Annotated in this window: 23 protein-coding genes, 1 pseudogene and 1 riboswitch; of the genes and pseudogenes, 17 read left to right on the top strand and 7 right to left on the bottom strand. The window is 55.8% G+C overall.

The features are described 5' to 3' along the window. The first annotated feature begins 119 nt into the window (after positions 1–119). The 8 genes from tgt (at position 120) to M3A44_13975 (ending at position 7,946) form a co-directional block, all read left to right on the top strand. Positions 120–1,235 carry a tRNA guanosine(34) transglycosylase Tgt gene (gene tgt / locus M3A44_14010; protein MEQ6342721.1) on the top strand — a complete coding sequence of 372 codons (1,116 nt, stop codon included), beginning with the start codon at positions 120–122 and terminating at the stop codon, positions 1,233–1,235. Between the two features lie 78 nt (positions 1,236–1,313). Beyond that, on the top strand, positions 1,314–1,640 hold the full coding sequence (gene yajC / locus M3A44_14005; protein ID MEQ6342720.1) for a preprotein translocase subunit YajC: 327 nt from the start codon (positions 1,314–1,316) through the stop codon (positions 1,638–1,640). A gap of 68 nt (positions 1,641–1,708) precedes the next feature. Continuing rightward, the gene (secD, locus tag M3A44_14000) at positions 1,709–3,568 is read left to right on the top strand and encodes a protein translocase subunit SecD (protein MEQ6342719.1); all 1,860 of its coding nucleotides are present in this window, start codon (positions 1,709–1,711) and stop codon (positions 3,566–3,568) included. Positions 3,569–3,584: 16 nt separating this feature from the next. Next, positions 3,585–4,520 (top strand): protein translocase subunit SecF, encoded by a 936-nt coding sequence (gene secF / locus M3A44_13995; GenBank protein MEQ6342718.1) that lies wholly within the window; start codon positions 3,585–3,587, stop codon positions 4,518–4,520. Between the two features lie 290 nt (positions 4,521–4,810). After that, entirely contained in the window at positions 4,811–5,773 is a 963-nt protein-coding gene (locus tag M3A44_13990; protein ID MEQ6342717.1) for an acetoin utilization protein AcuC, read from the top strand. Then, a complete protein-coding gene (locus M3A44_13985; protein ID MEQ6342716.1) occupies positions 5,770–6,237 on the top strand; it encodes a Mut7-C RNAse domain-containing protein in 468 nt (155 codons plus the stop codon). The genes M3A44_13990 and M3A44_13985 overlap by 4 nt, the downstream gene beginning before the upstream one ends. A gap of 135 nt (positions 6,238–6,372) precedes the next feature. Then, positions 6,373–7,260 carry a protease HtpX gene (gene htpX / locus M3A44_13980; protein MEQ6342715.1) on the top strand — a complete coding sequence of 296 codons (888 nt, stop codon included), beginning with the start codon at positions 6,373–6,375 and terminating at the stop codon, positions 7,258–7,260. A gap of 143 nt (positions 7,261–7,403) precedes the next feature. Next, positions 7,404–7,946 (top strand): N-acetyltransferase, encoded by a 543-nt coding sequence (locus tag M3A44_13975; protein MEQ6342714.1) that lies wholly within the window; start codon positions 7,404–7,406, stop codon positions 7,944–7,946. A 68-nt stretch (positions 7,947–8,014) separates the two neighbouring features. On the opposite strand, the gene M3A44_13970 is transcribed toward M3A44_13975, so the two are convergent. The 3 genes from M3A44_13970 to epmB all read right to left on the bottom strand — a co-directional run bounded on the left by M3A44_13970 (position 8,015) and on the right by epmB (position 12,830). Continuing rightward, positions 8,015–9,808: a hypothetical protein gene (locus M3A44_13970; protein ID MEQ6342713.1), complete on the bottom strand. Its 1,794-nt coding sequence runs from the start codon at positions 9,806–9,808 to the stop codon at positions 8,015–8,017. 156 nt (positions 9,809–9,964) lie between these two features. Beyond that, a complete protein-coding gene (locus tag M3A44_13965; GenBank protein ID MEQ6342712.1) occupies positions 9,965–11,722 on the bottom strand; it encodes a hypothetical protein in 1,758 nt (585 codons plus the stop codon). 100 nt (positions 11,723–11,822) lie between these two features. Continuing rightward, the gene (gene epmB / locus M3A44_13960) at positions 11,823–12,830 is read right to left on the bottom strand and encodes an EF-P beta-lysylation protein EpmB (GenBank protein ID MEQ6342711.1); all 1,008 of its coding nucleotides are present in this window, start codon (positions 12,828–12,830) and stop codon (positions 11,823–11,825) included. Between the two features lie 245 nt (positions 12,831–13,075). Here epmB and efp point away from each other — a divergent pair, with 245 nt between their 5' ends. From efp to M3A44_13945, 3 genes are all read left to right on the top strand, one after another. Then, the gene (efp, locus tag M3A44_13955) at positions 13,076–13,645 is read left to right on the top strand and encodes an elongation factor P (GenBank protein ID MEQ6342710.1); all 570 of its coding nucleotides are present in this window, start codon (positions 13,076–13,078) and stop codon (positions 13,643–13,645) included. 37 nt (positions 13,646–13,682) lie between these two features. Further along, complete coding sequence (epmA, locus tag M3A44_13950) at positions 13,683–14,669, top strand: EF-P lysine aminoacylase EpmA (GenBank protein ID MEQ6342709.1); 987 nt, start codon at positions 13,683–13,685, stop codon at positions 14,667–14,669. Between the two features lie 331 nt (positions 14,670–15,000). Next, positions 15,001–15,339: a PilZ domain-containing protein gene (locus M3A44_13945; GenBank protein MEQ6342708.1), complete on the top strand. Its 339-nt coding sequence runs from the start codon at positions 15,001–15,003 to the stop codon at positions 15,337–15,339. Positions 15,340–15,362: 23 nt separating this feature from the next. On the opposite strand, the gene M3A44_13940 is transcribed toward M3A44_13945, so the two are convergent. The 3 genes from M3A44_13940 to M3A44_13930 form a co-directional block, all read right to left on the bottom strand. Continuing rightward, positions 15,363–15,548, bottom strand: a complete 186-nt coding sequence (locus M3A44_13940; GenBank protein ID MEQ6342707.1) for a DUF3330 domain-containing protein — start codon at positions 15,546–15,548, stop codon at positions 15,363–15,365. A gap of 223 nt (positions 15,549–15,771) precedes the next feature. After that, entirely contained in the window at positions 15,772–16,308 is a 537-nt protein-coding gene (locus M3A44_13935; protein ID MEQ6342706.1) for an NUDIX hydrolase, read from the bottom strand. A 15-nt stretch (positions 16,309–16,323) separates the two neighbouring features. Further along, entirely contained in the window at positions 16,324–16,920 is a 597-nt protein-coding gene (locus M3A44_13930; GenBank protein ID MEQ6342705.1) for a class I SAM-dependent methyltransferase, read from the bottom strand. Positions 16,921–17,056: 136 nt separating this feature from the next. Here M3A44_13930 and M3A44_13925 point away from each other — a divergent pair, with 136 nt between their 5' ends. Together M3A44_13925 and M3A44_13920 are read left to right on the top strand one after the other, a co-directional pair. Further along, the gene (locus tag M3A44_13925) at positions 17,057–18,787 is read left to right on the top strand and encodes a Kef family K(+) transporter (protein MEQ6342704.1); all 1,731 of its coding nucleotides are present in this window, start codon (positions 17,057–17,059) and stop codon (positions 18,785–18,787) included. 206 nt (positions 18,788–18,993) lie between these two features. Further along, entirely contained in the window at positions 18,994–19,374 is a 381-nt protein-coding gene (locus tag M3A44_13920) for a hypothetical protein (protein MEQ6342703.1), read from the top strand. A 169-nt stretch (positions 19,375–19,543) separates the two neighbouring features. Here M3A44_13920 and M3A44_13915 read toward each other — a convergent pair. Beyond that, positions 19,544–20,799 (bottom strand): annotated as a pseudogene (locus M3A44_13915) (integrase). Between the two features lie 123 nt (positions 20,800–20,922). Further along, a riboswitch (cobalamin riboswitch) is annotated at positions 20,923–21,149 on the top strand. A gap of 123 nt (positions 21,150–21,272) precedes the next feature. Here M3A44_13915 and btuB point away from each other — a divergent pair. The 4 genes from btuB to M3A44_13895 are packed head-to-tail and all read left to right on the top strand — an operon-like array spanning position 21,273 to position 25,659. Beyond that, positions 21,273–23,120, top strand: coding sequence for a TonB-dependent vitamin B12 receptor (btuB, locus tag M3A44_13910; protein MEQ6342702.1), 1,848 nt, complete (start codon positions 21,273–21,275; stop codon positions 23,118–23,120). 12 nt (positions 23,121–23,132) lie between these two features. After that, positions 23,133–23,714 carry a hypothetical protein gene (locus tag M3A44_13905; GenBank protein ID MEQ6342701.1) on the top strand — a complete coding sequence of 194 codons (582 nt, stop codon included), beginning with the start codon at positions 23,133–23,135 and terminating at the stop codon, positions 23,712–23,714. Next, entirely contained in the window at positions 23,711–24,343 is a 633-nt protein-coding gene (gene cobO, locus M3A44_13900) for a cob(I)yrinic acid a,c-diamide adenosyltransferase (protein ID MEQ6342700.1), read from the top strand. Before M3A44_13905 ends, cobO begins: the two co-directional genes overlap by 4 nt. Beyond that, a complete protein-coding gene (locus M3A44_13895; GenBank protein ID MEQ6342699.1) occupies positions 24,340–25,659 on the top strand; it encodes a cobyrinate a,c-diamide synthase in 1,320 nt (439 codons plus the stop codon). Before cobO ends, M3A44_13895 begins: the two co-directional genes overlap by 4 nt. The last annotated feature ends 12 nt before the right edge of the window (positions 25,660–25,671 follow it).

Raw genomic sequence — 25,671 nt, 5'->3', positions numbered from 1 at the left:
CGGCGCTTCCTCACAAAATTCCCCTATCAATCAAAATCCTGCGCGATCATCACGCGAATTTATGAAACATTCGGGTTAAAAAAGGAACTCTATCAAAAATCCGGCTATAATCACAGCCCATGAAATTTGAACTTTTGCATACCGACCACGCCGCGCGGCGTGGTCGTCTGATATTTGAGCGCGGCATGGTAGAGACCCCAGCTTTTATGCCGGTGGGCACTTATGGCACCGTCAAGGCCATGACCCCCGAGGAGCTGCGTGAGGCCGGTGCCGAAATCATTCTCGGCAATACCTTTCACCTAATGCTACGTCCCGGCGTTGAAATAATCGGCATGCACGGTGATCTGCACGGCTTTATGCACTGGGAGGGGCCGATCCTCACCGATTCGGGCGGATTTCAGGTCTTTAGTCTGGGTGAGATGAGGAAAATTACAGAGCAAGGCGTGGAATTCCGTTCACCGGTGAACGGCGACAAGGTGTTTCTCGATCCGGAGCGTTCCATGGCTGTGCAGCGCGCGCTGGGGGCGGACATTGTGATGGTGTTCGATGAATGCACACCTTATCCTGCCACCGAACAGCAGGCGCGTGACTCCATGGAGATGTCGCTGCGCTGGGCGAAGCGCAGCCGTGAGGCCCATGGTGACAACCCCGCAGCACTGTTCGGCATTGTGCAGGGTGGCATGTATCCCACCTTGCGCGAGGCATCGGCAGCGGGCCTGCTGGAGATTGGCTTTGATGGTTACGCGATTGGCGGCCTGTCGGTGGGCGAGCCCAAGGATGACCGTGAACGTGTTCTGGAGCATACCATTCCCCACCTGCCGGTGGCGCAACCTCGCTATCTGATGGGTGTCGGCACGCCGGTGGATATTGTGGAGGCGGTACGGCGCGGCATCGATATGTTCGACTGCGTGATGCCCACGCGCAACGCCCGCAATGGCCACCTGTTCGTGCATGGCGGCGAGATTCGCATCCGCAACAGCACTTACCGCAACGATACCCGGCCGCTGGACGAGACGTGCGGTTGCTATACCTGCCGCAATTACAGCCGTGCCTATCTGAGCCATCTGGATAAGTGCCGCGAAATCCTGGGCGCGCGGCTCAATACCATTCACAACCTTTATTATTATCAGGAGCTGATGCGCGGCCTGCGCGCGGCCATCAGCGAGGGTAAATTGCATGACTTTGTGGCCGAGTTTTATGCCAGACGCGCGCAAAACGTACCGGCTGTGCAATAATAGCCAGTTATGGGTTTCGGGTCATAGCGAACAACCCGAAGCCCGCAAGCCAAAACTTTAAGAAAAGAAGGAAACCGTATGAGCTTTTTTATCTCCGATGCCTGGGCCGAAGCCGCCCCTGCCTCCGCCGCACCCAGCATTATGGAATTTGTCCCCCTGCTGCTGATTTTTGTGGTGTTTTATTTCCTGCTGATTCGCCCGCAGATGAAGCGTGCCAAGGAACATAAAAAAATGACCGAGGCGCTGGCGAAGAATGACGAAGTGGTCACCACTGGCGGCCTGCTGGGGAAGATCGCCCGTATTGATGAGAGCTTTGTTACCTTGGAAATCGCCGATGGCGTCGAAATCAAGGTGCAGCGTAGCGCCATCACTGCCTTGATGCCCAAGGGAACCTATAAATCATAAGGTGTGAAACCGCCTGCCTTGTTTTGCTATCCCGTTATTTTGAGTGTTGCTGGCCGGAAGGATGATTCATGATTAATCAGTATCCCCTGTGGAAATACCTGCTGATTCTGGCGGTGCTCGCCGTCGGTGCGTTGTATGCATTGCCCAATCTCTATGGTGAGGATCCTGCGCTGCAGATATCATCGAGCCGTGGTACTCCCATCGATATGTCCACGCGCACCAAAGTACAGGATACCCTCAGGCAGGCCGGAATCACCTCGCAGCCGATTGAGGCAGTAGCGAGCAGTCTGCTGGTGCGCTTTTCCAACACCGATGACCAGCTCAAGGCCAAGGACGCAGTTGCCGCAGCGCTGGGCGATGACTATATAACGGCTCTGAACCTTGCGCCTGCCACCCCCGGCTGGCTGACCTCCCTGGCCGCCGCGCCGATGTACCTCGGGCTGGATTTGCGCGGCGGCGTGCACTTCCAGATGCAGGTGGATACCGTGGCTGCACTGGCTCAGGCGGAAGAGCGCTATGTTGGTGAGGTGCGCACTTTGCTGCGCGACAAAAAATTGCGGTACTTGACCGTGGCGCGGCAAAATACCGGCAGCCTGGAAGTCAAATTCCGTGATGCGGGGGAGCGTGACCAGGCCCTCAATACAATCAAGAAGGAGTACCCGAGTTTAGTTATCAAAGATGAGGATCGCGGCGGCGAATACTATCTGCTGGCTTCGATCAGCGAAAAAGAGAAGCTTGAGATAAGCAAATTCGCTGTGCAGCAGAACATCACCGCCCTGCGCAACCGCGTCAACGAACTGGGCGTCTCTGAGCCGGTGATTCTGCAGCAGGGTGCGGACCGCATTGTCGTGCAACTGGCTGGTGTGCAGGATACTGCGCGCGCCAAGGATATTCTGGGCGCTACCGCCACCCTGGAATTCCGGCTGGTGGATACGGAGCACAATGTCCAGGATGCCGTGGCCGGACGCGTGCCGCTTGGCTCTAAGCTCTATAAAGAGCGCAAGGGCGCCCCTGTATTACTCCAGAAGCGCGTGATCATTACCGGGCAGGATATCACTGATGCCTCATCGGGTCTTGATCAGCGCGATGGCAGTTCAGCAGTGTTTATTTCGCTGGACGGCAAGGGTTCCAAGATGATGTATAACATCACCAAGGACAATGTCGGCAAGCCGATGGCCGTGGTGTTCATCGAGAACAAGACCGAGACGCGTATGGTCGACGGCAAAGCCGTCAAGACCAAGAAAACGGTCGAAGAGGTCATCAATATCGCAACCATCCGCGAGGCGCTCAGCAAACGCTTCCAGATCACCGGATTGGACGGCTCCAACGAAGCACGCGATCTTGCCTTGCTGTTGCGTGCGGGTGCGCTGGCCGCACCGATGGATATCGTCGAAGAGCGCACTGTGGGCCCGAGTCTGGGCGCAGAGAACATCGCCAAAGGGTTCAACTCCACGCTCATCGGTTTCGCCGCTATCGCCATTTTCATGAGCGTCTATTATCGGGTCTTTGGTGTTATCGCGAGTGTTTCGCTGTTTATGAACATGGTGTTGCTGATGTCGGTGTTGTCCGTGTTGCAAGCAACACTTACCCTGCCGGGCATTGCAGGTATCGCGCTCACGATTGGTATGGCGATCGATGCCAACGTCCTCATTTTCGAGCGTATCCGCGAGGAGCTGCGCAATGGCAATACGCCCCAGGCGGCGATTCATGCCGGTTATGAACGCGCCTGGGGTACTATTCTGGATTCGAACATTACGACGTTGATTGCCGGTTTCGCGCTGTTCCTGCTGGGTTCCGGTCCAGTGCGCGGCTTCGCAGTGGTGTTGTGCATCGGCATCCTGACATCCATGTTCAGCGCAGTGATGGTGTCGCGCGCCATGGTTAATTTGATTTACGGTGGGCGCAAGCTCTCCAAACTGCCGATTTAATTTCGAGGATAGTTAGATGGAATTTTTCCGCATCAAGCACGATATTCCGTTCATGCGCTACGCGCGCATTACAACGGTAATCTCGGCCGTGATGTTTGCCCTGGCGGTCGGGGCCCTTTTCATGCGCGGGCTGAATCTGAGCATCGAGTTCACCGGTGGTACGGTAGTTGAGGTTCATTACCCGCACGCAGTAGACGTGGAGCATATTCGTACCGGGCTTCTAGGGGCAGGCTATCACGATGTGACAGTACAAAACTTCGGCACCACCCAGGATGTGCTCATCCGTCTGCCCGCAAAGCAGAACATGTCCTCGGCGACGCTCAGCGATGAGATTATGCACGCGCTCAAGACGCTGGATGCCAGCGTGGAGCGGCGGCGAGTGGAGTTCGTTGGTCCGCAGGTCGGCCAGGAATTGTATGAGGGTGGCGGGCTGGCGCTCCTGTTGGTGTGCGCCGGAATTATGGCCTATCTCGCGATACGTTTCGAATGGCGTTTCTCGATTGCCGCGATCGTCGCCAATATGCACGATGTCGTTATCATCCTGGGTTTCTTTGCTTTCTTTCAGTGGGAGTTCTCCTTGACAGTGCTGGCGGGTGTGCTCGCCATTCTTGGCTACTCGGTGAATGAGTCGGTGGTGGTGTTTGACAGGATTCGCGAAAACTTCCGCAAGATGCGCAAAGCATCCGTTCCGGAAGTCATCGACAACGCTATTACCCGCACTATGTCACGCACCGTTATCACCCACACGATGACGGAATTGGTGGTGCTGTCCATGCTGTTTTTCGGCGGCGAGTCGCTGTTCTATTTCGCGTTGGCGCTCACCATTGGTATTGTGTTCGGCATCTATTCCTCGGTGCTGGTGGCCAGTCCTATCGTGATGTGGTTGGGTGTCGACAGAAGTAATCTGATGCCCGTCAAGAAAGAGGGTGAGGGTGTTGACGCCCGTCCGTAAGGTTTCTCGTTAGTTGAGTACAGAAAGCCCGCAACTGCGGGCTTTCTGTTTTGTAAAGGACGAAAAAACGCTGGAAATCAGCATTATTTGGTCCTTTACGATGATGATGCGCCGGCTGTAACCTCATCTTTATGGCTATGGTTTTTGGGGGTGCAGGATGGACACTTTGGTGAAATTGGTGCAGGCGGTGAATCAGATCGACCGGCAATTGGCGGCGATTTTGGTTGTGGGGGTTGCGCTCGTCGTGTTGGCGTTGATCGTTTTGCATGGCGGCCAGAGGCCATAAGCCGATGCCAATTGCAAACGATAACCGCGTGTGTGTCTACCTCGGCGAAGGCCTCGCCCGCTACGCTTTCCCCGGTGGCCATCCCTTCGGGGCCGGGCGGATGGAGGCCTTTTGGGATGAAATGATCCGCAACGGCCTGGATGGCGGCGTAACCGTCCGCGCGCCGGTAATGGCGGCGCAGGAGGTGATCGAGCGCTTCCATACACATGCTCACGTGGCGCGCATCAAGGCGATGTCGGCGCGGGGCTGGGGGGATTTCGACGCTGGCGATACCCCTGCCTTTGCAGGTGTCTATGAAGCGGCGGCATATGTGGTGGGTTCCACCGTCGATGCCGTGAAGTGCATCATGGAGCGTAGCTGCCGCCGTGCTTTCGTCCCCATCGCCGGGTTGCACCATGCGGCACGCGATGCCGCGACGGGTTTTTGCATTTTCAACGATATCGGCGTGGCGATTGAGATCTTGCGCAGTGGTTATGGTGTGCAGCGCATCGCTTATGTGGATATTGATGTCCATCACGGTGATGGGGTGTTTTATGCTTATGAGACCGATCCGCAGATATACATCGTCGATGTCCATGAAAATGGCCGTTATCTCTTTCCCGGCACCGGCGCGGCGCACGAGATTGGGCGTGGCGCGGCGGCAGGCAGCAAGCTCAACATCCCCTTGTCGCCGGGTGCCGGAGATACGGCCTTTTTACAAGTCTGGCCGCGTATCGAGGCATTTGTGCGCCATGCCCGTCCTGAATTCATCATTCTGCAATGCGGTGCCGATAGTCTGGCAGGCGACCCCTTGGCAAACCTGACGTATTCGCCCGCCACCCACGCCTATGCGGCGACCCGGTTGTGCGAAATCGCTGAGGAATGCTGTGAGGGGCGCATCCTGGCCTTGGGTGGAGGTGGCTATAACCTGGACAATCTGGCCCGTGCCTGGACAGCAGTGGTGCGGGCGTTCATCGAAACGCCATGAAGTTCCTGTGTGACGAGATGCTCAAGCGCCTGGGGCGCTGGCTGCGCGCGGCGGGGTATGACACGGTGATCGAGGGAGACGGAGTCCGCGACCGCGATCTGATCCAGCGTGCGGTGCGGGAAGGGCGGCTGTTGATCACGCGCGACCGCAAACTCACGGAATTCCGTGATGCGCCGGGTGTGGTGATCCTGCTGCGTTCCAACACGGTGCAGGATTGCATCCAGGAGCTGACCGGGCAGATCGGGATCGACTGGACGTTCCGGCCATTCACGCGCTGTCTGGTGTGCAACACGCCGTTGATCGAGGCCCCGCCCGAGCTGTGGTGTGAGGTGCCGCATCGTTCGCGCGCGATGGTTCGCCACCTTAATTATTGCCCGCAGTGCGGTAAGGTCTATTGGGAGGGCAGTCATGTGCGGCGCATGCACAGCAAGCTGGAGGCCTGGCGGGCCAATAGCGGGTTATAGGAGGCTTATTTATAACTTATTGTAATTATGATAAAATCCCCTTTCACTTCTGGGATTCTCCGGCTACGGAAGACTTGAACTTTTCATGATCTGCCCCTATCTAATGACTTGTGTTTATAACTTACGAGGTTTTGAATGAAACGCATTTTTCTGTTCCTGCTTACCAACATCGCTGTGCTGGTTGTACTCAGCGTTTCGATGCGTCTGTTAGGGATTGAAGGTATTCTCGACCAGCAGGGAGTCGATTTGAATATGACTTCGCTGCTCATCTATGCCGGCATCATCGGCATGAGTGGCTCGTTCATCTCGTTGGCGATCTCCAAATGGAGCGCAAAGAATATGACCGGGGCGCGCGTGATCGAGCGCCCGGCAAATGCCACCGAGGCATGGTTGGTGGATACCGTGAAGCGCCAGGCACAAAAGGCCGGTATCGGAATGCCGGAAGTGGCGATCTATGACTCGCCCGACGTGAATGCCTTCGCCACTGGCATGTGGCGTAACAACGCCCTGGTGGCGGTGAGCACCGGCCTGTTGCGTTCCATGAGTCAGGATGAGGCTGAGGCCGTGCTGGCGCATGAGGTCAGCCACGTCGCCAATGGTGACATGATAACCCTGGCGCTGATTCAAGGTGTGGTGAACACCTTTGTGATTGTGCTGTCGCGGGTAGTTGGCCATTTGGTAGACCGGCTGGTGTTCAAGACCGAGCGCGGCCATGGCCCGGCTTTCTGGGTAACTTCCATAGTCGCTGAGCTGGTGCTGGGCGTATTGGCCAGCGCCATCGTCATGTGGTTCAGCCGTCGCCGCGAATTTCGCGCCGATGCCGGTGGCGCGAGCCTGGCCGGGCGGGAAAAGATGATTGCTGCTCTGGAGCGTTTGAAAATGGGGGCTAACCAGGCTCATCTTCCGGACCAGATGGCTGCGTTTGGCATTTCGGGTGGGATCGGTCACGGGCTGAAACGCCTGTTTATGAGCCATCCTCCGCTGGAAGAACGCATTGCCACGCTACGTTCCCAGCGTAGCTAATAAGGTAAACAGAGGCGCCCTTGAAGGGCGCCTCTGTCATTTGGGGCAGGCTGCTGGGGCAGGCTGCTATTAAAGAAAATGGATTCCCCGCCGATGTAGGCTGTATCCAAACAAAGCTGTATCCAAGCAAGGAGAACAATAAAATGACCATGACAGATATTACCGTCCGGCAGGAAACAGCGGCTGACGTGCGCGCGATTGATGTTGTTAATCTTAGCGCTTTCGAAGGCGAAGCGGAGGCGATTCTGGTCACCGTGTTACGACAGTCCGAGCATTTCATTCCCGAATTATCTCTCGTTGCTGAAATAGATAACCGTATCGTGGGGCATATCCTGCTGTCGCGAGCCTATCTTGGCCGTCCAGGAGGCGAGTTCGATGTGCTGGCGCTAGCGCCGATGGCGGTGGTACCCTCGCAGTCGCATCGTGGCATAGGCTCTGCCCTGGTGCGGGCCGCAATCACCAAGGCGGCGAGTCTTGGGCACAAGGCTATTGTGGTAGTGGGGCATCCCGAGTTTTATGTGCGGTTCGGCCTTGAAAAGGCCTCCAAATGGGATATCCGGTGCCTTTTGCCTGTGCCTGAAGAGTCTGTGCAGGCTATAGAGCTGGCAAAAGGTGCATTAAGCGGTGGTGGAACGCTTCGCTATCCTGTGGTGCTTACTGAGTTCTTTCGGCAAACAGTACAGTAACCGGATAAAAGTCCGGAGAAAATATGCCGTCACGAAGCTGGCGAGTTCAGAAGCTTTTTGGCGGTATTTCACATCCATTCAAATCCTTTGTCTCCCATCTGCGCGCCGGATGCAAGCGTGCTATCGTTGACGTCATGTTCCGGCGCGAAACGGAATTGTACGAAGAGGCCAGTGTTTTGCAAAGGATCGGCGAGCAACGTGGCATGCATGCTTCCGCCTTTGCCGCCATGAGTCTTTATGGCTACTTTATGTCCGGCGCTGAAGATATGGGCGGGCACTATTACGGTGGCAGGTTGATTGATAGTCTTGATCTCTGGCAATAGTAGCCCTGCCGTCTGATCAGTGGCGCTCTTTTCAATGCCATAACGGCTTAGTGTTATTGACTCAGCGATGGGGGCCATCATCTGAATGCCAAACTCCATCCGTGAATTTTTGACGTTTTTCATCCAACGTATGACCGCTACGCCCCATTCCTGAAGGTTTCCCTGGGTTGTGATGCGGATGCCCACCAACTCACCAATCTTGAATTTCACCGATTTTTTGTTTCCTTCCCATGCCAGGCACGCGCCGTTGGCACTTTCGTTGACAACGGCGCATTCATACGTTGCAAAGGGAAGTGTTGCGGCCGGGGGTGGTGCAGGCTGTTTCTCCTGTTGCTTTGCGAAGTACGTAGTTTGATTGATTACATTCCATACGTCCTGTTGATCCTTCTCCGCTTCCTGCGCATCCCAATTATCTTCCGCACCATACAGCCCGGTTACAGGGCGGCTTGTGAAACTGGCTTTGCCTTTACGTGTTTCGTTCGCGGGGGATGCTGAAGCTCCATTGATGGCGTTATGAATAGCGCCCAGGCCTACTGTCACAACAAGTACGGAGTTTTTATTGATGCGGGAGAAACTGCGTTGCGGGATTGTTCCCCATGATGACATGAGTCTGACCAAAAGCTCGTGAGGCAACAATGACTTTTGTGATTCCTGGGTTTCTTGTTGACTGAGAGTATTACGCAGATGATCAATCAGGGGTGAGGTATCCAGCACCCGGCATGATTTGGAAAAGCAATTTTTTTTTGTTGTTGGTGATGAAGTGGGCTCGTCTTTTTCCGGGTCGATCATGAATGATTCTGCCAGATTGGTGGCGTCGGAAACGGGTCCCAGTCGACTGAGGGATGACCATTGGCCAAGAATCCCAACTACGCTGCCTATTTCGTTTTGAGATAAATGATAAGGATTGGCCAATGCCAGCAGCAACGCCTGCTTGTAGAGATCGCTGATGCTGTGGCGTGCAATAGGCGCGTCTTCCGTGTCCAGGATGGCGCTTTCATGGAGATGCTTTTGTTCGGCGTAATGATAGAGCTGATGAATGTCCCGCCATACTGTGTTTGGGCAGGGTGTATATATTTGATAGGAGGTCAGTAGTGCGTCAATCAGGTGCTGCATGGCATGATGCAGCAGCAGCAAGGCCTTGCCGGCGGTGAATGCCGAGGATTGATGTGTGATCAGATTGTTGAGGGTAACTTTATAGCCATTCGCCATTTCGCTATAAAGGTCGCGTGCCAGATGAGCATCTTTAAGGTTTGACTCCGATAACGGAAAGGCTGCGCCGATATACTGTTTTTTTAGTGCCGCTATTACTCTGCGGGTTGGTGTTCTGAACAATGCCAGAATCTGGCAACGGTGTTGTACCGGAAGGGTGGTACGGTTCAGCTTTGTCAGTGCGCAATAGAGCGCGTGCGCGGTTTCTCCGGTATTAACCAGAGGCAAATGTTCGATCCACCCTTTTATCTTGACAGGATGTGGATCAAAGTCCATCCCCAGGCTTTTGTCCAGGCACGGCGTTTGTAAATTGAGGGTGGCATTTTCCATGGCGGGCCATTCTCCTTGAACATATTTCAGGGGGTATTATTACTATCGGCCAGGATTTTCAAATATTTAGAATAGGGTAGGGAAAATCGGAAAAATTTCCGTTGAATGGAGTGGAGTGCTGGCGAAATACATATATGAGGGAGGATCCACCTCCCATCATATAAAAGCCCAAAGTAGCTCGAAATCCTTGTCGTGTGTCTGGACGGCAGAAGCCAGGGTTTCAGGGGTCATAACCTGAACGGGCATGAAAAGAAATTGCATGAAGCCGCCAGTGTCCTCCAGTGATTCCGTGAGTAGTGCGTGACGTGTTCCGCTGTTCGTGCTGAGGATGATTTCCTTGCCGGTCTGAAATGCGTGTGCGGGTGTTATCAAGGTGGCGGATTGATTGGTGGCTGTGAGTTCGGGCAACAGCAGGCCATTCAGCGGAGCATCGCCGGATCTGTCCGCGGCATGGGTACGTATCAACACCGCCTCGGCGGTCGGCGCCAGCATCTCAATGCCGAATTCCACCTCCGAGCTGGTCACATCCTTTAACCAGCGAATGACGGCGATTCCCCATTCATTGTTACTCATTCCATTGGCGGTTTGAATGCCAATTATTTCTCCGGCTTTGAACGGAGTTGAATTACCGTCTACTTTCCATAGCAAGCCGGAACCGCCTGCGCTTTCATTGATTATTGTGCACGTGTGTGTTGCGTGGGCGCGAGAGGTGTCAACGTTTCTATGTGCCGTGTTTTGCAGGCTGCGGGAGAACAAGGCGATAGGGTCGTTATTTGCTCTGGGTGGGTTGGGTGGCGAAGCAGGCGCGGGGTGAATATCTTTCTTTCTGAAAGAAAGCGTTGCATCCACCACGGATGTTTTTCTGATGAAATGATGGATGGCGTCGAGCCCGATGGCGATATTGATCCGTCCGGTTTTTCTTAGGCGTGCAAAGCTGCGCCTGGAGACAATGCCCCATGCCGAGATTAGCCATCGTGCCAATCCAGAAGCTATTGGTGACGCGGAGGTGTCGTTGCGCGTAGCGTTTGGCTCAGGTGAGCCAGCCTCGTTTTCCAATATTTGATAGAGGCGATATATCAAATCCGTGGTGTCTAACGCCCGGCATGATTCAGCGCTACAATTGTTGTTCACTGCCAGCGATGTGGGTGGATCATCCCCCGTTAAATTGATTATGAACGATCCAGCCGCGTCGCCGGGATTCGATACGGTATTCAACAGGCCATAAGGCGCCAATGTGACCAGTGCTGTATATACCTCTGTGATCCCATCCTGTGATAGCTGGTAGGGATTCGCCAAGGCCAGTAGCAATGCCTGCTTGTAGATGTCGTTGATGCTGCGCTGCGGACTGAGAGTATTCTGGTTGTCCAGCACGGGGCTTTCGTGCAGCTTTTTATGTTCCGCGTAGCGGTACATCTGGTGCATGTCATGCCATGCTGTAGTTGGGGACGGCGCATACATCTGATAAGAGGTAAGCAGCGCTTCGCTCAGGTAGCGCATGGCGCGGTGCATGTGCGTCAGCGTCATGCTTGCGGTGGATTCATTGGTCAGCAGGTTGTCGATGATGATCTTATAGCCGTTTGCCATCTCCAGGTAGAGTTCCCGCGTGAGTTGTGCGGTTTTGATGGCGATGTTGGATAGCGGCAAGGTTGAGCAAAGGTAATGTTTTTTTAGCGCGTTCGCGACATGATGGACCGATGGCCTGAAGGATTCGAGAATCTGGAAACGGTGCTGGGCGCCAATTGTCGTACGGTTCAGCGCGGTCAGCTCCTGGTAGACCAAGCGTGCTGTTTCGCCGGTGTTGTCTAGCGGAAGACGCTCCAGCCACTCCTTTATTTTCAGGGGATGGGGTGGACAGGCTAAATTCTGGGGTTCGTCTTTTTGTGGGAAGTGCAATATGATGCCGCTATTTTCCATGGGGGATATTTCCAGCAATCAGTTGGTTCATGCCACTGTATCGGCTTGGCCAGCCGATTTTTTAGAGCTGGAAAATCTAGTGCTAAGCGGTGCTTTCGGTTTACAGCAGGGGTAGTTTGCTCGGAGCGCCGGCCTGTTCATGCACCAGGCGGGGGACGAGATAGCCGGGCAGGTGGTTGCGCAGTTCTTTCATGAGCTCACGCGCGCGTGCTTCCTCGGTTTCAAAATGGGCGGCGCCTTGCACTTTGTCCAGCAGGTGCAGGTAATACGGTGTTACCCCGGCTTCAAACAGGGCCTCGCTAAGATCGGCCAGGGCTGTGGTGGAGTCATTCACGCCGCGCAGCAGTACGGTCTGGTTGAATAAAGCCACCCCAGCCTGCGCAAGGCGCGACAGCGCATCGCGTACTGAGCCATCAATCTCATTGGCATGGTTGGCGTGGACCACCATCACCGGTTTCAGGCGGCTTGTGTCCAGCCAGGCAAGCAGGGCGTTATCCACGCGTTCCGGCAATACGATCGGCAGGCGCGTGTGGATGCGCAGCCGTTTAAGATGCGGGATGGCGGATAAGCGTTGTGCCAGGGGAGCCAGGCGTTGGTCGGTAAGCGTCAAAGGATCGCCGCCGCTCAAAAGAACCTCGCTTACGGTTGTGTCGGCGGCGATATAGTCCAGCGCCGCATCCCAACCATGGGCGGCGGGATTGGCGTCGCTGTAAGGAAAGTGGCGGCGAAAACAATAGCGGCAATGGATGGCGCACGCGCCGGTGGTCACCAGCAGCACGCGCCCTTCATACTTATGCAGCACGCCGGGGGCGGGCATGGCGGCAAGGTCGCCCACCGGATCGGTGTTAAAACCTGTGGCAAGGAATTCTTCGTCGCTGAGCGGAAATACCTGGCGCAGCAACGGGTCGTTAGGGTCGCTCTTGCGCATCCGCGCCACATAGCTACGCGGCACGCGCAGGGCGAATTGGCGCCGGGCAGCATATCCCAAAGACAGCGCATCCGGCGCAAGATCGAGCATCGCCAGCAGTTCAAGCGGATCACTAATGGCCTGGGCAAGCAATTTTTGCCAGGAACTGGTCTGCCAAGATGGTGAAATTCGCGGTAACATAGGCATAGTTTACCGGAGTCTAAGAAACTGTTCACGATCTCGATCAAGGGATGCAGTGCAAGGCAAAATCGAGCGAAAAAGTGGGGCATACATGAAGTATGTGAGCATTTTGAGTTCGCCCGGATATATAAGGGTAACGCCGCAATGCGCCCTTCAGCGAGGTTGTGAACAGTTTCTAAAGGCAGGGTGTGGGATTGATTATCCTGCATTATCACGCAACCGCTGTATTTTTGAACGAGGATGGCATGGCCACATATAGCACCAATGAATTTAAGTCTGGCCTCAAAATCATGATGGATAATGATCCCTGTTCGATTTTGGAAAATGAGTTCGTCAAGCCCGGTAAAGGGCAGGCGTTTAGCCGTGTTAAATTCCGCAACCTCAAGAATGGGCGCGTTATTGAGCGCACCTTTAAATCCGGCGACACTGTGGAGGCCGCCGATGTCGTCGATGTCGAGATGCAGTATCTGTATAGCGATGGCCAGCACTGGCATTTCATGGTGCCGGAGACCTTCGAGCAGATTGCTGCGGATGCCCCCGCCGTGGAAGATGCCATCAAATGGCTCAAGGAACAGGATGTCTGCGTGATTACGCTGTGGAATGGCGTACCGCTTAGCGTGATGCCGCCGAATACGGTTACGCTCAAGGTGGTGGATACTGATCCTGGTCTGCGTGGTGACACCTCGGGTGGCGGCACCAAACCGGCTACGCTAGAGACAGGCGCCGTGGTGCGTGTGCCGCTGTTTGTCGAGATCGGCGATCTGCTCAAGGTGAATACGCGTACCGGGGAGTACCTGTCGCGGGCCAAGGCTTAAGTTTTGGTGGCGAAAAAAATCGCAATTAAAGCATAGCTTGCAAGATAATTTTCCCATCGAATGGCGGCCTACCGCAAGCCTTGAAAACCTGCGGCTGCGCGCCCGCGTGCTGGCCGCCATTCGCAGCTTTTTCTCCGAACGCGGTGTGCTGGAGGTGGAAACGCCAACACTGTCCTCTACGACGGTGACCGACCCCCATCTGCACAGCTTTACCACCCGTTATACCGGCCCCGGCGCACCTCAAGGCCGCACCTTGTGCCTGCAGACCTCCCCGGAATTCGCCATGAAACGTCTGCTCGCCGCCGGGAGTGGGCCGATCTACCAGTTGGGCAAGGTGTTCAGGAACGAAGAGGCGGGGCGGCGGCATAATCCTGAATTTACCCTCCTGGAATGGTATCGTCCGGAATTTGATCTTGCGGCGCTGATGAGCGAGGTCGAGGCTCTGGTAGGTCTCCTGATCGGCGCGCCGCAGGCGGAGCGCCTCAGCTATGCCGATGCCTTTGTCCGCCATGTCGGCATCAACCCCCATGCCGCAACGGTGGAGGAACTTAAACATTGCGCCTTGATCCAAAACATAAGTGAGCCACCGGGGCTTGATGATAGTGGCCGGGATGGTTGGCTGGACCTGCTGTTGACGCATGTGGTCGAGCCTCAGCTTGGTATAGGGCGTCCTACCTTCATCTTTGACTACCCCCCGTCTCAGGCGGCTCTGGCGCGCGTGCGGCCCGGCAATCCGGCGGTGGCGGAACGCTTTGAGTTGTACATCAGTGGCATCGAGCTGGCCAACGGCTATCACGAGCTGGGTGATGCCGGTGAGCAGCGGCGGCGTTTTGACGCGGATCGCGCAAAACGCCATGCCGCCGGTCTGCCCGATATTCTCCCGGACGAACGTCTGCTTGCCGCTCTGCAACACGGTCTGCCGGATTGTTGCGGCGTCGCGCTGGGGGTGGACCGGCTGCTTATGATTGCGGCGCAGGCTCAAACGATAGACGAGGTAATGGCGTTTCCTGTTAGTCGTGTTTGATTTTGCAAAAAAGCGGAACACTTTTCCGATTCTTTTTGTTGCCCGGAGTGGTGACATTTCAAGTCAAGTGTAAAGTATTGACGAATAAGTGTCGGTAAACTTTACACTTCGCATCATTTTTGATCACTCTATGATTAGGGTGGTGTTCTTCTTTTATTTTATTAGTGAATTAATAACAATTAGTTGCTGCGCCTGTCATCGTTTTATGGATCGTATTTTGCGTGCTTAATAACAGTGTTATTTTTATGTCAGTTGTGTCTGGGTAGAGAGGCCTTTTGGGGGTCTTTGCTTCATCTTATTTTCACATGGGCGAAATTTGGAGAGTAATGTCATGGAGCGCCGCTGGACAGCACGGGCACCCATATATCTTGATGTCGGACTTTTTTTTCATGGCCAAGAGATATCGGTGTGCAAGACGCGAGATATTGGTTTGGGCGGAGTGTTTCTTGAGTCTGCCCAACCGCTGTTGCCAAAGGAGGCGCAGGTTGAGCTGATTTTCATGTTAGGCTCAGGCGAGCAGCGTATCAAGCATAAAATTCGGGCAAAGGTCGCGCGCTTAACGGAAGAGGGAATGGGCCTCGTGTTCCGTGATTTCGATGCAACCGCGTTCCGCTCCCTCCAGGAAGTGATGCGTCACAAGGAGAAGGACGGTGTTGAAATGCCGCATTGAGCCGCGTGCTTCATCGCCAACCGTTAATCCTTGCCGGTTTTTACGGAATTCTTCTCTTTATTCAGCCATTTATCAAAGCAATCCGCCCCGCAAAAATGGTGGACATAGTCCTCGGCTTCAAAGTTCTTGGCGGCCGATGCGGGAATCTCCTTCAGGCAGACTTCGCAGCTCAGTATGCCTTCCTGGTTTGTGGCAGGTTTGGGTTCCATAAAATACCTCCCCTTGGGTTTTCGCAAGATCCCGGGATTAATGCCGCAATCCCACCAATAATTAAGATTGGGTTCCTGGCGGTGTTTATCAATACGTAAATCACCCTGAATTCCCGATCGACAGTTGGGCGTGCGTAAAGCTGTTCGTGATTCGAACAAAATCAGCAAGAGAAAATTCTTACGTTGTTGCTATGCTTCCGGTCGCCGAATGTAAAAACGTCGGTTATCGGCGTAACTTATAGACCATTCTCATTATTGATTCATCCACGCTGTAGTCGCCTATTTTTGCAATCGGCACCCAAGCAAGATCCTTCGATTCAGCGCTGATTACTAGAGGTGCATGACGATCCGCCTCGAACAGAAAACGCACGTCATGGTGAAGGTGGGCGGGTTCCTTGGGTGTGGCGGGGATGAGGTGCACGTCGGTGTCATAGATGCCCTCCGACACTGGCTTGATCCCCTCAAGGCCAGATTCCTCACGCGCCTCGCGCCAGGCGACATTCAGAATGTCGGGGTCGCCGTCGGCATGGCCGCCCAGCTGTAACCACCGGTCCAGCTTGCGGTGATGTGTCAGCAACACATGAGTTCTTTCCCTGTCGACAATCCATGCCGAACCTGTGATGTGGCCGATTTCCAGTGAGCGTTCAAAGCAGCGTGGCTGGGCATGTACAAACCGCTCAATCACCGTCGCCATGCGTTTTTCGGCCTGATCGAACGCGGTATAGGAGTCAAGTTTTTCCAGTAATGGGTTCCTGTGCATGATCTTTAGCCCTTGTTATGCTTTGCGCCACACCAAAGTGCGATTGTTGGCAGGCATGGCATGATCCTGTAGTAAAGACATGCCCGCCGTCCGCGCGAGTTCCTCCAGCGACTCAAAATCGCGGATGCCGCTTAACGGGTCGCGCGCTTTCAGGCATATGTCGAAACGAGCGTTGCTGGGGCTGGTATACGTGCCGCCATAATTGAATGGCCCATACAAACAAAACACCCCATTGTCCTGTAAAATGTGCCCGACACCTGCAAACATCCGCTTCACTTGCGGCCAGGACATGATGTGTGTGGTATTGGCGCTGAAGACTGCGTCTACCTGTGCCCTCGGCCACGGATCGTCATCCACGTCGAGCGCCAGCGGTGGCAGCACATTTGGCAGCGCGGCCTCATCCAGCCAGGCGCATATCCCACCATGATGCATCGCCACATCGCTGGTCTGCCACATCAGGTGCGGGAGATGCCGCCCGAAATAGACCGCGTGCTGCCCCGTGCCGCTACCGATCTCCAGTGCCCGGCGCGAATGCGCAAACTCTTTTTGGAGTACGGCGAGAATCGGGTCTTTGTTTTGATCGCAGGATTCTGAATAGGGTTTGAGTGTCATAATGGGGTCATTATGAAGCCCGAAACAGTGAAAGGCAAAAAAACGCTGTTGTGGGAAAATGAGTGCTGGTAGATGACGCCCCGGTCTTGGAGATAACAATGAATATGTGTCTGCGCCACACTACAGGGTCAATCAAGTGCCTCACAATATCAGCCTGATAACAACCATCGCCGCCGCGCTGGGATTGGCGATGGTTCTGGGTTTTATTACGTCGCGTTTGAGAATGCCGCCGTTGGTTGGCTATCTCCTGGCGGGGATCGTGATCGGTCCGGCTACGCCAGGCTTTGTCGCGGATGTCGAACTTACCAGCCAGCTCGCCGAAATAGGGGTGATGCTGCTGATGTTCGGCGTCGGGCTGCATTTCTCGCTAGATGACCTGCTTGCTGTCCGGCGCATCGCAGTCCCGGGAGCCATAGTGCAGATCGTCGTGGCCACTGTGCTGGGGATGGTGGCTGCCACGATTTGGGGTTGGGATATCGGCGCAGCGCTAGTCTTCGGCCTCGCCTTGTCGGTTGCCAGCACGGTAGTGCTATTACGTGCCCTGGAGGCCCGAGGCGTGCTGGATTCGGTCAACGGCCGCATTGCCGTAGGCTGGCTGGTCGTCGAAGATCTGGTGATGGTTTTGGTGCTGGTACTGTTGCCTCCGCTTGCGAGCCTGCTGGGCGGGAAGACGGATGCCGTGGCCCATGCCGCCTCCGGCGGGAGTCTATGGATAACCTTGGGGATCACGTTCGCCAAAGTCGCTGCATTTATCGCGCTGATGCTGGTGGTGGGGCGACGCGTATTCCCTCGCGTGCTCTGGCTGGTGGCGCGCACCGGCTCACGAGAGCTATTCACGTTGTGCGTGATTTCTGTGGCCGTTGGGGTGGCCTATAGCTCAGCGATACTGTTCGACGTATCGTTCGCGCTAGGCGCGTTCTTTGCCGGGATGATGATGCGCGAGTCGGAGTTCAGCCACCGTGCCGCCGCCGAATCCTTGCCATTGCGCGACGCGTTTTCAGTGCTGTTCTTCGTGTCGGTCGGCATGCTGTTTGATCCGCAGGTGCTAATCGAGCAACCCATCAAGGTGATGGTGGTGGTGGCCATCATCATGGTGGGCAAAACCCTTGCCGCCATCGCCCTGGTGCTGGCGTTCCGTTACCCGCTCAACACCGCGCTCACGGTTGGGGCGAGTTTGGCGCAGATCGGCGAGTTCTCGTTTATCCTGGCCGGATTGGGTGTCGCGCTAGGTCTGCTGCCTATCGAGGGCCAAAGCCTGATTCTCGCCGGAGCACTGATTTCTATCGCCCTCAATTCGTTCGTCTTCACGGCCATCGAGCCGGCGCAAATATGGATACGCACACGATCCCGCCTCGCGCGGCGACTGGAGCAGAGAGATGACCCGCTCGCTGAGCTTCCGATGTCGGTCGATCAATCGTTCCTGGCTGGACAGGTTGTTCTGGTCGGTTATGGACGCGTCGGACGCCGGATCGCCCAGGCGCTTGGTGAAAGGAACATACCCTACGTGGTTACCGAGCAGAACCGCGAATTTGTCGAACAACTGCGCGCACGAAACATCCCGGCGGTATATGGAGACGCATCCGATCCCGCAGTGCTGATTCAGGCGCACATCGCGGGGGCCAGCATGCTGGTCATCGCGACCCCGGACACCTTTCATGTGCGCAAAATGGTGGAGATCGCCCGAACACTCAATCCGGCGATTGAGACCGTGCTGCGGACCCATAACGAGGAAGAAGCCGAACTGCTGCAAAAGGAAGGCATCGGGAAGGTGTTCATGGGCGAGCATGAACTGGCGACTGGCATGACCAGGCATATTCTGGCCCGCATGCGCGAGGAAACGCATTCCGGGCAGCGTGAGCGCTCATGACTTGCGGCGTGGCCTACTCCCCATGGGATAGGCAGTTTTTCCCTGCACCGCAACGGGCAATCGCCCTTCGTTTCTCCTGTCAGAGCCTTCTCATGTCGAAAAAGCCAAATATCTACCCTTTCTACGCCAATGCTACTAATATTGACGTGCAGACCACAGGCAAGAAGTGTTGGTCTCCATTCGCTCGTACAACCAGGAGGTGCGCCGTGACCATCAGAAAACTTTTATTTTCCCTACCCATACTATTCCTCATCTGTGGAGCGCAGCTTGCGCTTGCCGCAACACAGGCGGTTCGTGATATGGCGGGCATTCTAGCCCATCTGGAGCATCGCCCCAGTGGCGCGGAAAAAGGCACGCTGAAAGCCATCATCGACAACAAAGCCACGACGGCGCAAGAGCGCGTGCTGGCCACAGCAATTTCCAATTTTGAGCACGCAGCGGCGGATGCCGACAAGCCCAAGCTCAAACAAGTGATGAACGATGCTTCCGCCCCTGCCGAGGTGCGGGAGATGGCGGGTATCGTCCTTGATATGAGTCATCACCCGAGCGGGTCTGAAAAAGACAAATTGCAGAAGATGATGAAATAAGGTGACGGATCGAGAGTAGCCCCGTATCGAAGGTCATCGCATTCCTTATTTGTGGTGCTCTCTTCGGTACGGGTTTTTTTTGCGGCTTATCCGCAGGCAAGTCCTGCGCACAGTTCAGTATTTTCCAATCCAGACATGAGCCTGAGCGAGGGCATGGGTGAGATATTGCTCAGGCGGCACGGTGTTGGGTTTTGTTAATCAATTGAAAGAGCGTTGTCCGCGCCTCATTGAGGCGTTGGGCAGCCTCATTATCGCTGCATTCTGTGGCCATTGCATCCAGTTTTTCCAGAGTGATTCCCGGGACGAGATGTTCTTCCACCTTCGGCAGTGAGCGCAGCTTCTCATAGGGCGTCATCATATCCTGATAGCGGTAGCGCTTGCGTATCCGTCCTTTTTTGTCCGTGCATTCTGTTGGAAAGTGACAGGGACGGTGAAAGTTCAGGTAAGGCGACAGCACCTCGACGGTAAACGCATTCACCCGGCTGGCGAAGTGCTGCGGGATATGGCTGTAACCCAGGTGCTTGCGTACCGTCGACGCATTCTTGCTTTCTGCCAACGCATTATCATTGGTCTGGCGCGAGCGTGATTTGGTCTGCTCGATGCGCAGCTTCTCCAACAGTTCTGCCACCTTGTGATTGATGTACTCCGATCCGTTATCGCTGTGAAACCCGCGAATTATAAAGGGAAACGCCCCCATCATGGCTGCCAGCACCGGCAGCGGAACGCCTCGCTGATTTTCTCCACGGCACAGATCGCCTGGCACTGGGTGACCTCGTCCACCGCATTGATGAGGTACACGCCCTTGATCCCGTCCAGATCGCCTTGATGCACGCTGTCCACGCGCAGATAGCCGGGGCAACCGCCAGGTGCAGGTTTGCGTCGTTCGCCAATGTTGACCCGGGTCGGGCGGGTCTTGTCGAATGATCCGCGCACCGACAGATAGGTTTTATGTTGACGCAGATTGTACAGATGGCCGTTGGAAATGCCCGCCAGACGCGTGTAACGGGTATCCCCATGCACTTTAAACGCCCGCTCACACAGCTTGCGTGTGGTAGTGCCGGCGAGGGTACCATGCAGGGCATCCATCTGCGCCAACAGGCGAATATCCTCGGCCGTATAGCGCCGCACAAACGGTACTGCGGGCGCACGGCGCCGGTCCTGGATGCAGCCGCCGTCGGTGAACTGCGAAATACAGCGCGCCACCTGGGCACGGGAAAACCCCGTCACCTTGCGCAGGTACTGCCGCAGCAGGCCTTTGTCGGCACGCTTGCAGCGCGTGTAACCAAACAGCCGGAGCGTGTCGGTCATCCAGCAGTAGGCTTTGTTGCGATCCGTCAATGTAAACGAGATGGGCTCGTTGCCCGACACAAAGGCGCGCACCTGTGCCAGCGTTTGTAATCTTTGGGTATGCAATGTCACGATCATGCCTCCATGATCCCAACTTTCGCCCCGCCAGGCTCATCTCACGGTGGAAATACACCCCTTCGTTCAGGCTCATGTGTCATTGGACAAGGCTAGTTCTTGACGCTTCCCCCCGCCAACCTCTACAATTCGCCCTTCGCTTCAGGTGGCCCGAAGGCATTCGCCCAAGGGCTTAAACGGGAAGCCGGTGTGTTCTGCCTTTCAAGGTGTTAGAACAAAGCCGGCGCTGCCCCCGCAACGGTATGCGAGTCAAAGAGTAGCAACACGCCACTGTGCATTGCATGGGAAGGCGCTGCTCTTGGGAATTTTCCCGCTCGTAAGCCCGGAGACCGGCCTGATGCGCTGTGATGACATTGCGGAGGGCGATGTCCGGGCGTTCAGGTCTCATCCCCTGTTTTTGCCTGGCTGTTCTCCTCTCGCGTGCCTTAATTTCCAACCCACCATCGCGCGCTTGTGCGAGAGAGGAATATTTTTCAATGAAACTGCGTCTTATGCCGACAGCCGTGCTGTTGCTCGGCCCTTATCCTGTTTATGCTGCAAACAACGTCGCACCACTTGATACCGTTATTGTTACCGCCACCCGCACAGCGCAGACAGTGGATGAATCCCTTGCGGCGGTGACTGTCATCACCCGCCAGGACATTGAACGCCAGCAGGCGCAGTCTGTGCAGGATGTGTTGCGCGGCACGCCTGGGCTATCCATCGCCAATAATGGCGGGGCAGGAAAACAGACTTCTTTTTTCCTGCGGGGTACTGAATCTGACCATGTGTTGGTGTTGATCGATGGCATCAAAGTCGGTTCGGCGACAACAGGCATGGCGGCGTTTCAGGATTACCCCATTGACCAGATTGAGCGTATTGAGATCGTGCGTGGGCCGCGCTCAAGCTTGTATGGTTCAGAGGCTATCGGTGGCGTGATCCAGATTTTCACGCGCAAAGGCGGCGGGGCGTTGACACCTTCCTTCAGCGTGGGAGGGGGTTCCTACAATACCTACAAGGCTTCCGCCGGAGTTTCGGGCGGCGGCGAGAATAGTTGGTTTAATGCAAGCGTGAGCGGTATGAATAGCAGCGGTTTCAACGCCTGCAACGGTAAGCCTTTTCCCGGCGGCGCGGGTTGTTTTACCGTGGAGCCGGATAAGGACGGTTACCGCAATAAATCGGGGACATTGCGTGGGGGCTATCGTTTCGGCAAGCTCGGAGAGGTGGACCTGCATTGGCTGGGCACTGAAGGCCGAGTCCACTACGACGGCAGTTTCCAGAACGAATCAAAATCAACGCAGCAGGTGTATGGCGGCCGCTTGCTTCTTAATCCCGTAGACGCGCTACGCTTGTCTCTGGCCGCTGGGCGCAGCCAGGATGACTCTGACAACTTCAAGGATGGCATTTTCAGCAGCCGCTTCAATTCCGAGCGTGACACTGTGTCGCTGCAAGGTGATATTTCCGTCGCCGCTCAACATCTGTTGACGGCAGGTTTTGACTACCAGAACGACCGTGTTGACAGTACCGCCATTTACAGTGTTGCTTCACGCGATAATAAAGGGCTGTTCACTCAATACCAGGGAGCGTTCGGTGCGCATGATGTGCAGGCCAGTGTACGCCACGACAAAAATCAGCAATTTGGCGAGAAAACCACGGGTGGGCTGGCCTGGGGCTACGCGATCAACAATCTAGTGCGCGTAACCGCTAATTACGGCACGGCGTTCAAGGCACCTACCTTTAACGAGCTCTATTATCCTGGTTATGGAAACCCCAACTTGAGATCGGAGCAATCACGCAGCATCGAGCTTGGTCTGCGAGGTGCGCCGGCGTGGGGCAGTTGGTCTGCCCATGTTTTTCGGACGGCAGTTAATGATCTGATTGGCTTTGATCCAACAACGTTCGCCCCTGTCAATATTGATTCTGCCCGCCTGCGCGGGGTGGAAGGCGCCGTTGCCACACAGCTCGCCGGCTGGCACATGAACACCAGCCTCACTCTGCTGGATCCCGAGAACCGTGCGTCTGGCACTTACAATGGCAATGTGCTGCCGCGCCGTGCCGAACAAACACTGCGGGTAAATATGGATCGTGGCTTCGGACATTACCGTGTTGGTGCAACGCTTTTTGCTGAAGGCAAGCGTTTCGATGACCTCGCTAATACACGCACCATGGGTGGCTACACTACGCTTGATCTGCGTGTCGAGCGCGCACTTGCCAAAAACTGGTTGGTGCAGGCGCGCATTGCCAACCTGTTTGATAAGCGCTATGAAACGGCGTCGTATTACAATCAGGCGGGACGCAACTTCTTCATCACGTTCCGTTACCAACCCGGCAAGTCACCCACATAAGAGGTAAGGCACATGTCAACGCTTGCTCCACGTCACCAGCTCATGATAGGCGCTGTGTTGGTGGCACTGATGGCCGCCACGCGCGGCCAGCATTTCGCCACGCTGAACAACCTGCCAGGCGCGTCCTGGGCGGTGTTTTTTCTTGCCGGGGTATATCTGCGCCCCCTTTGGGTGTTTCCCATGTTGATCGCCACGGTGACGCTTCTGGATTATTCTGCCGTCACCTGGGGCGGCGCCGGCACTTTTTGCATCACACCGGCCTACGCATTTTTGCTGCCGGCCTATGGTGCGCTTTGGCTCGCGGGCCGTTGGTATGCGCAATATCACCACGCCACGATGACAAGGATGATTGGGCGGCTTACACTCAGCCTGCTCGTCGGCGCGCTGCTGTGTGAGTTGTTCTCCAGTGGCGGTTTTTACTTTCTTTCAGGCCGCTTTGCGCAGACTAGCCTAGTGGAGTTTGGTGCGCGGCTGGTGAAATACTTTCCGCATGATCTGTCATCGCTGGCATTCTATGTTGGCATTGCAGCGGTGATTCACGCCGCACTTTCTGCTGTGAACAAGCACAACGTAGAGAGCACTATCTCAAGATGAGCGACGTGGCCGATGTGCCGGGCGCGCCGGATACCTCAAGAGAGGAGCGTCACCGGCTGCGCATGCAACGCAAAAAGGCGGTGGTGGACGCTCATATTGCGTCGGCCACGGAAGAACGCGGCGTGCTCATCGTCAATACCGGTAACGGCAAAGGCAAGAGCACGGCGGCTTTCGGCATGGTGGCGCGGGCACTCGGCCACGGTATGCGGGTGGGTGTGGTGCAGTTCATCAAAGGCAGTTTTTCCACCGGCGAAGAGGCTTTCTTTCGGCGCTTTCCGGAGATCAGCTATCACGTGATGGGCGAAGGCTTTACCTGGGAGACGCAAGATCGTAGTCGTGACATTCAGGCTGCACAAGCGGCTTGGGCGGTGGCGGCAACGCTGCTGCGTGATGCGGATACGGCGCTGGTGGTGCTGGACGAACTCAATATCGCGCTCAAATACGGCTATCTGTCGCTGGATGATGTACTCGATACAGTGGGTGCGCGCCCCGCTCGTCAGCATGTGGTGATCACTGGCCGCGCCGCTCCTCCCGCGCTCATTGAGGCTGCGGACACCGTTACCGAAATGACCCTCATCAAGCACGCCTTCCAGGCGGGCATGCGCGCACAAAACGGTGTTGAATTGTGAGCGCGCCTCGCCACTGCCCGGCGCTGCTCATCACCGCCCCCGCATCGGGCCAAGGCAAGACCATCACCACGGCCGCGCTGGCGCGCTATCATCGCAACCAAGGGCGGCGGGTGCGTGTGTTCAAGACGGGGCCGGATTTTCTTGATCCCATGATTCTTGAACGCGCATCGGGAAACCCAGTGTATCAGCTTGATCTGTGGATGGTCGGCGAGGCGCATTGCCGGCAATTATTGTGGGAGGCGATCGTCGACGCGGACCTGATTCTGGTTGAGGGCGTGATGGGTCTTTTTGATGGACAACCTTCAAGCGCGGATCTTGCTGTCAAATTCGGTCTGCCGGTGCTTGCCGTGATCGACGCAGGCGCCATGGCCCAAACCTTCGGTGCTGTCGCGTATGGGCTGGCACATTACCGGGAGGATCTTGTTTGCGCGGGTGTGGCGGCCAATATGGTTGCAGGGGAGCATCACTCCGCCATGCTGGCTGAAAGCCTGCCAGAAGGCTTGCGCTTGTGGGCGAGCCTGCCGCGAGATGCCGATATCGCGCTTCCTGACCGGCATCTCGGCTTGGTTCAAGCGGCGGAAATCATTGACATCGAAAAACGTCTCGATCACCTGGCGGATGTCTGGATGAAACACGGTTTTACCGATCTTCCCGATACCATTTCATTTGATCCTGTGAACACTACACCGCTGTCGCCGTTGCTCGAAGGTGTGCGCATCGCGGTGGCGCGTGACGCGGCGTTTTCATTTCTTTATCAGGCCAATCTCGACCTGCTCACCGCGCTGGGGGCGGAGCTGGTCTTTTTCTCACCCCTGCGTGACGCCGCACTTCCTCAAGCAGACAGCCTGTATCTGCCCGGCGGCTACCCGGAATTGCACAGTGTACAACTCGCCGCCAACCATGGCATGATCGAATCCGTGCGTACTCATCACGCGGCGGGCAAGCCCATCGTCGCCGAGTGTGGCGGCATGTTGTATCTGCTGGAGTCGCTTACCGATCTTCACGGCCATAAAGCGGAGATGGTTGGGTTACTTTCAGGTAGTGCAAAAATGCAGGAGAAGCTTGCCAACCTCGGACTGCACAGCGTAGCGTTGCCTGAAGGGTCGATGCGCGGCCACACGTTTCACTACTCGCAGATGGAGAGTCCGCTGGCACCTGTCGCCGTCAGCGAAGGCGTGCGCGCGGGACGACGCGGCGAGGCAGTCTATCGTGCCGGTCGAACCAACGCCTCCTATCTGCACCTCTATTTTCCATCGAACCCGAGAGCGACGGCACGCCTCTTCGTACCGTCGCCCTTATTAACATCACTAACCTAAAAAGGAGAAAAC

Source organism: Gammaproteobacteria bacterium, from assembly GCA_040183005.1.
Lineage (GTDB): Bacteria > Pseudomonadota > Gammaproteobacteria.
The sequence above is the reverse complement of the archived record's forward strand: the minus strand, read 5'-3'. Positions and strand labels throughout refer to the sequence as shown.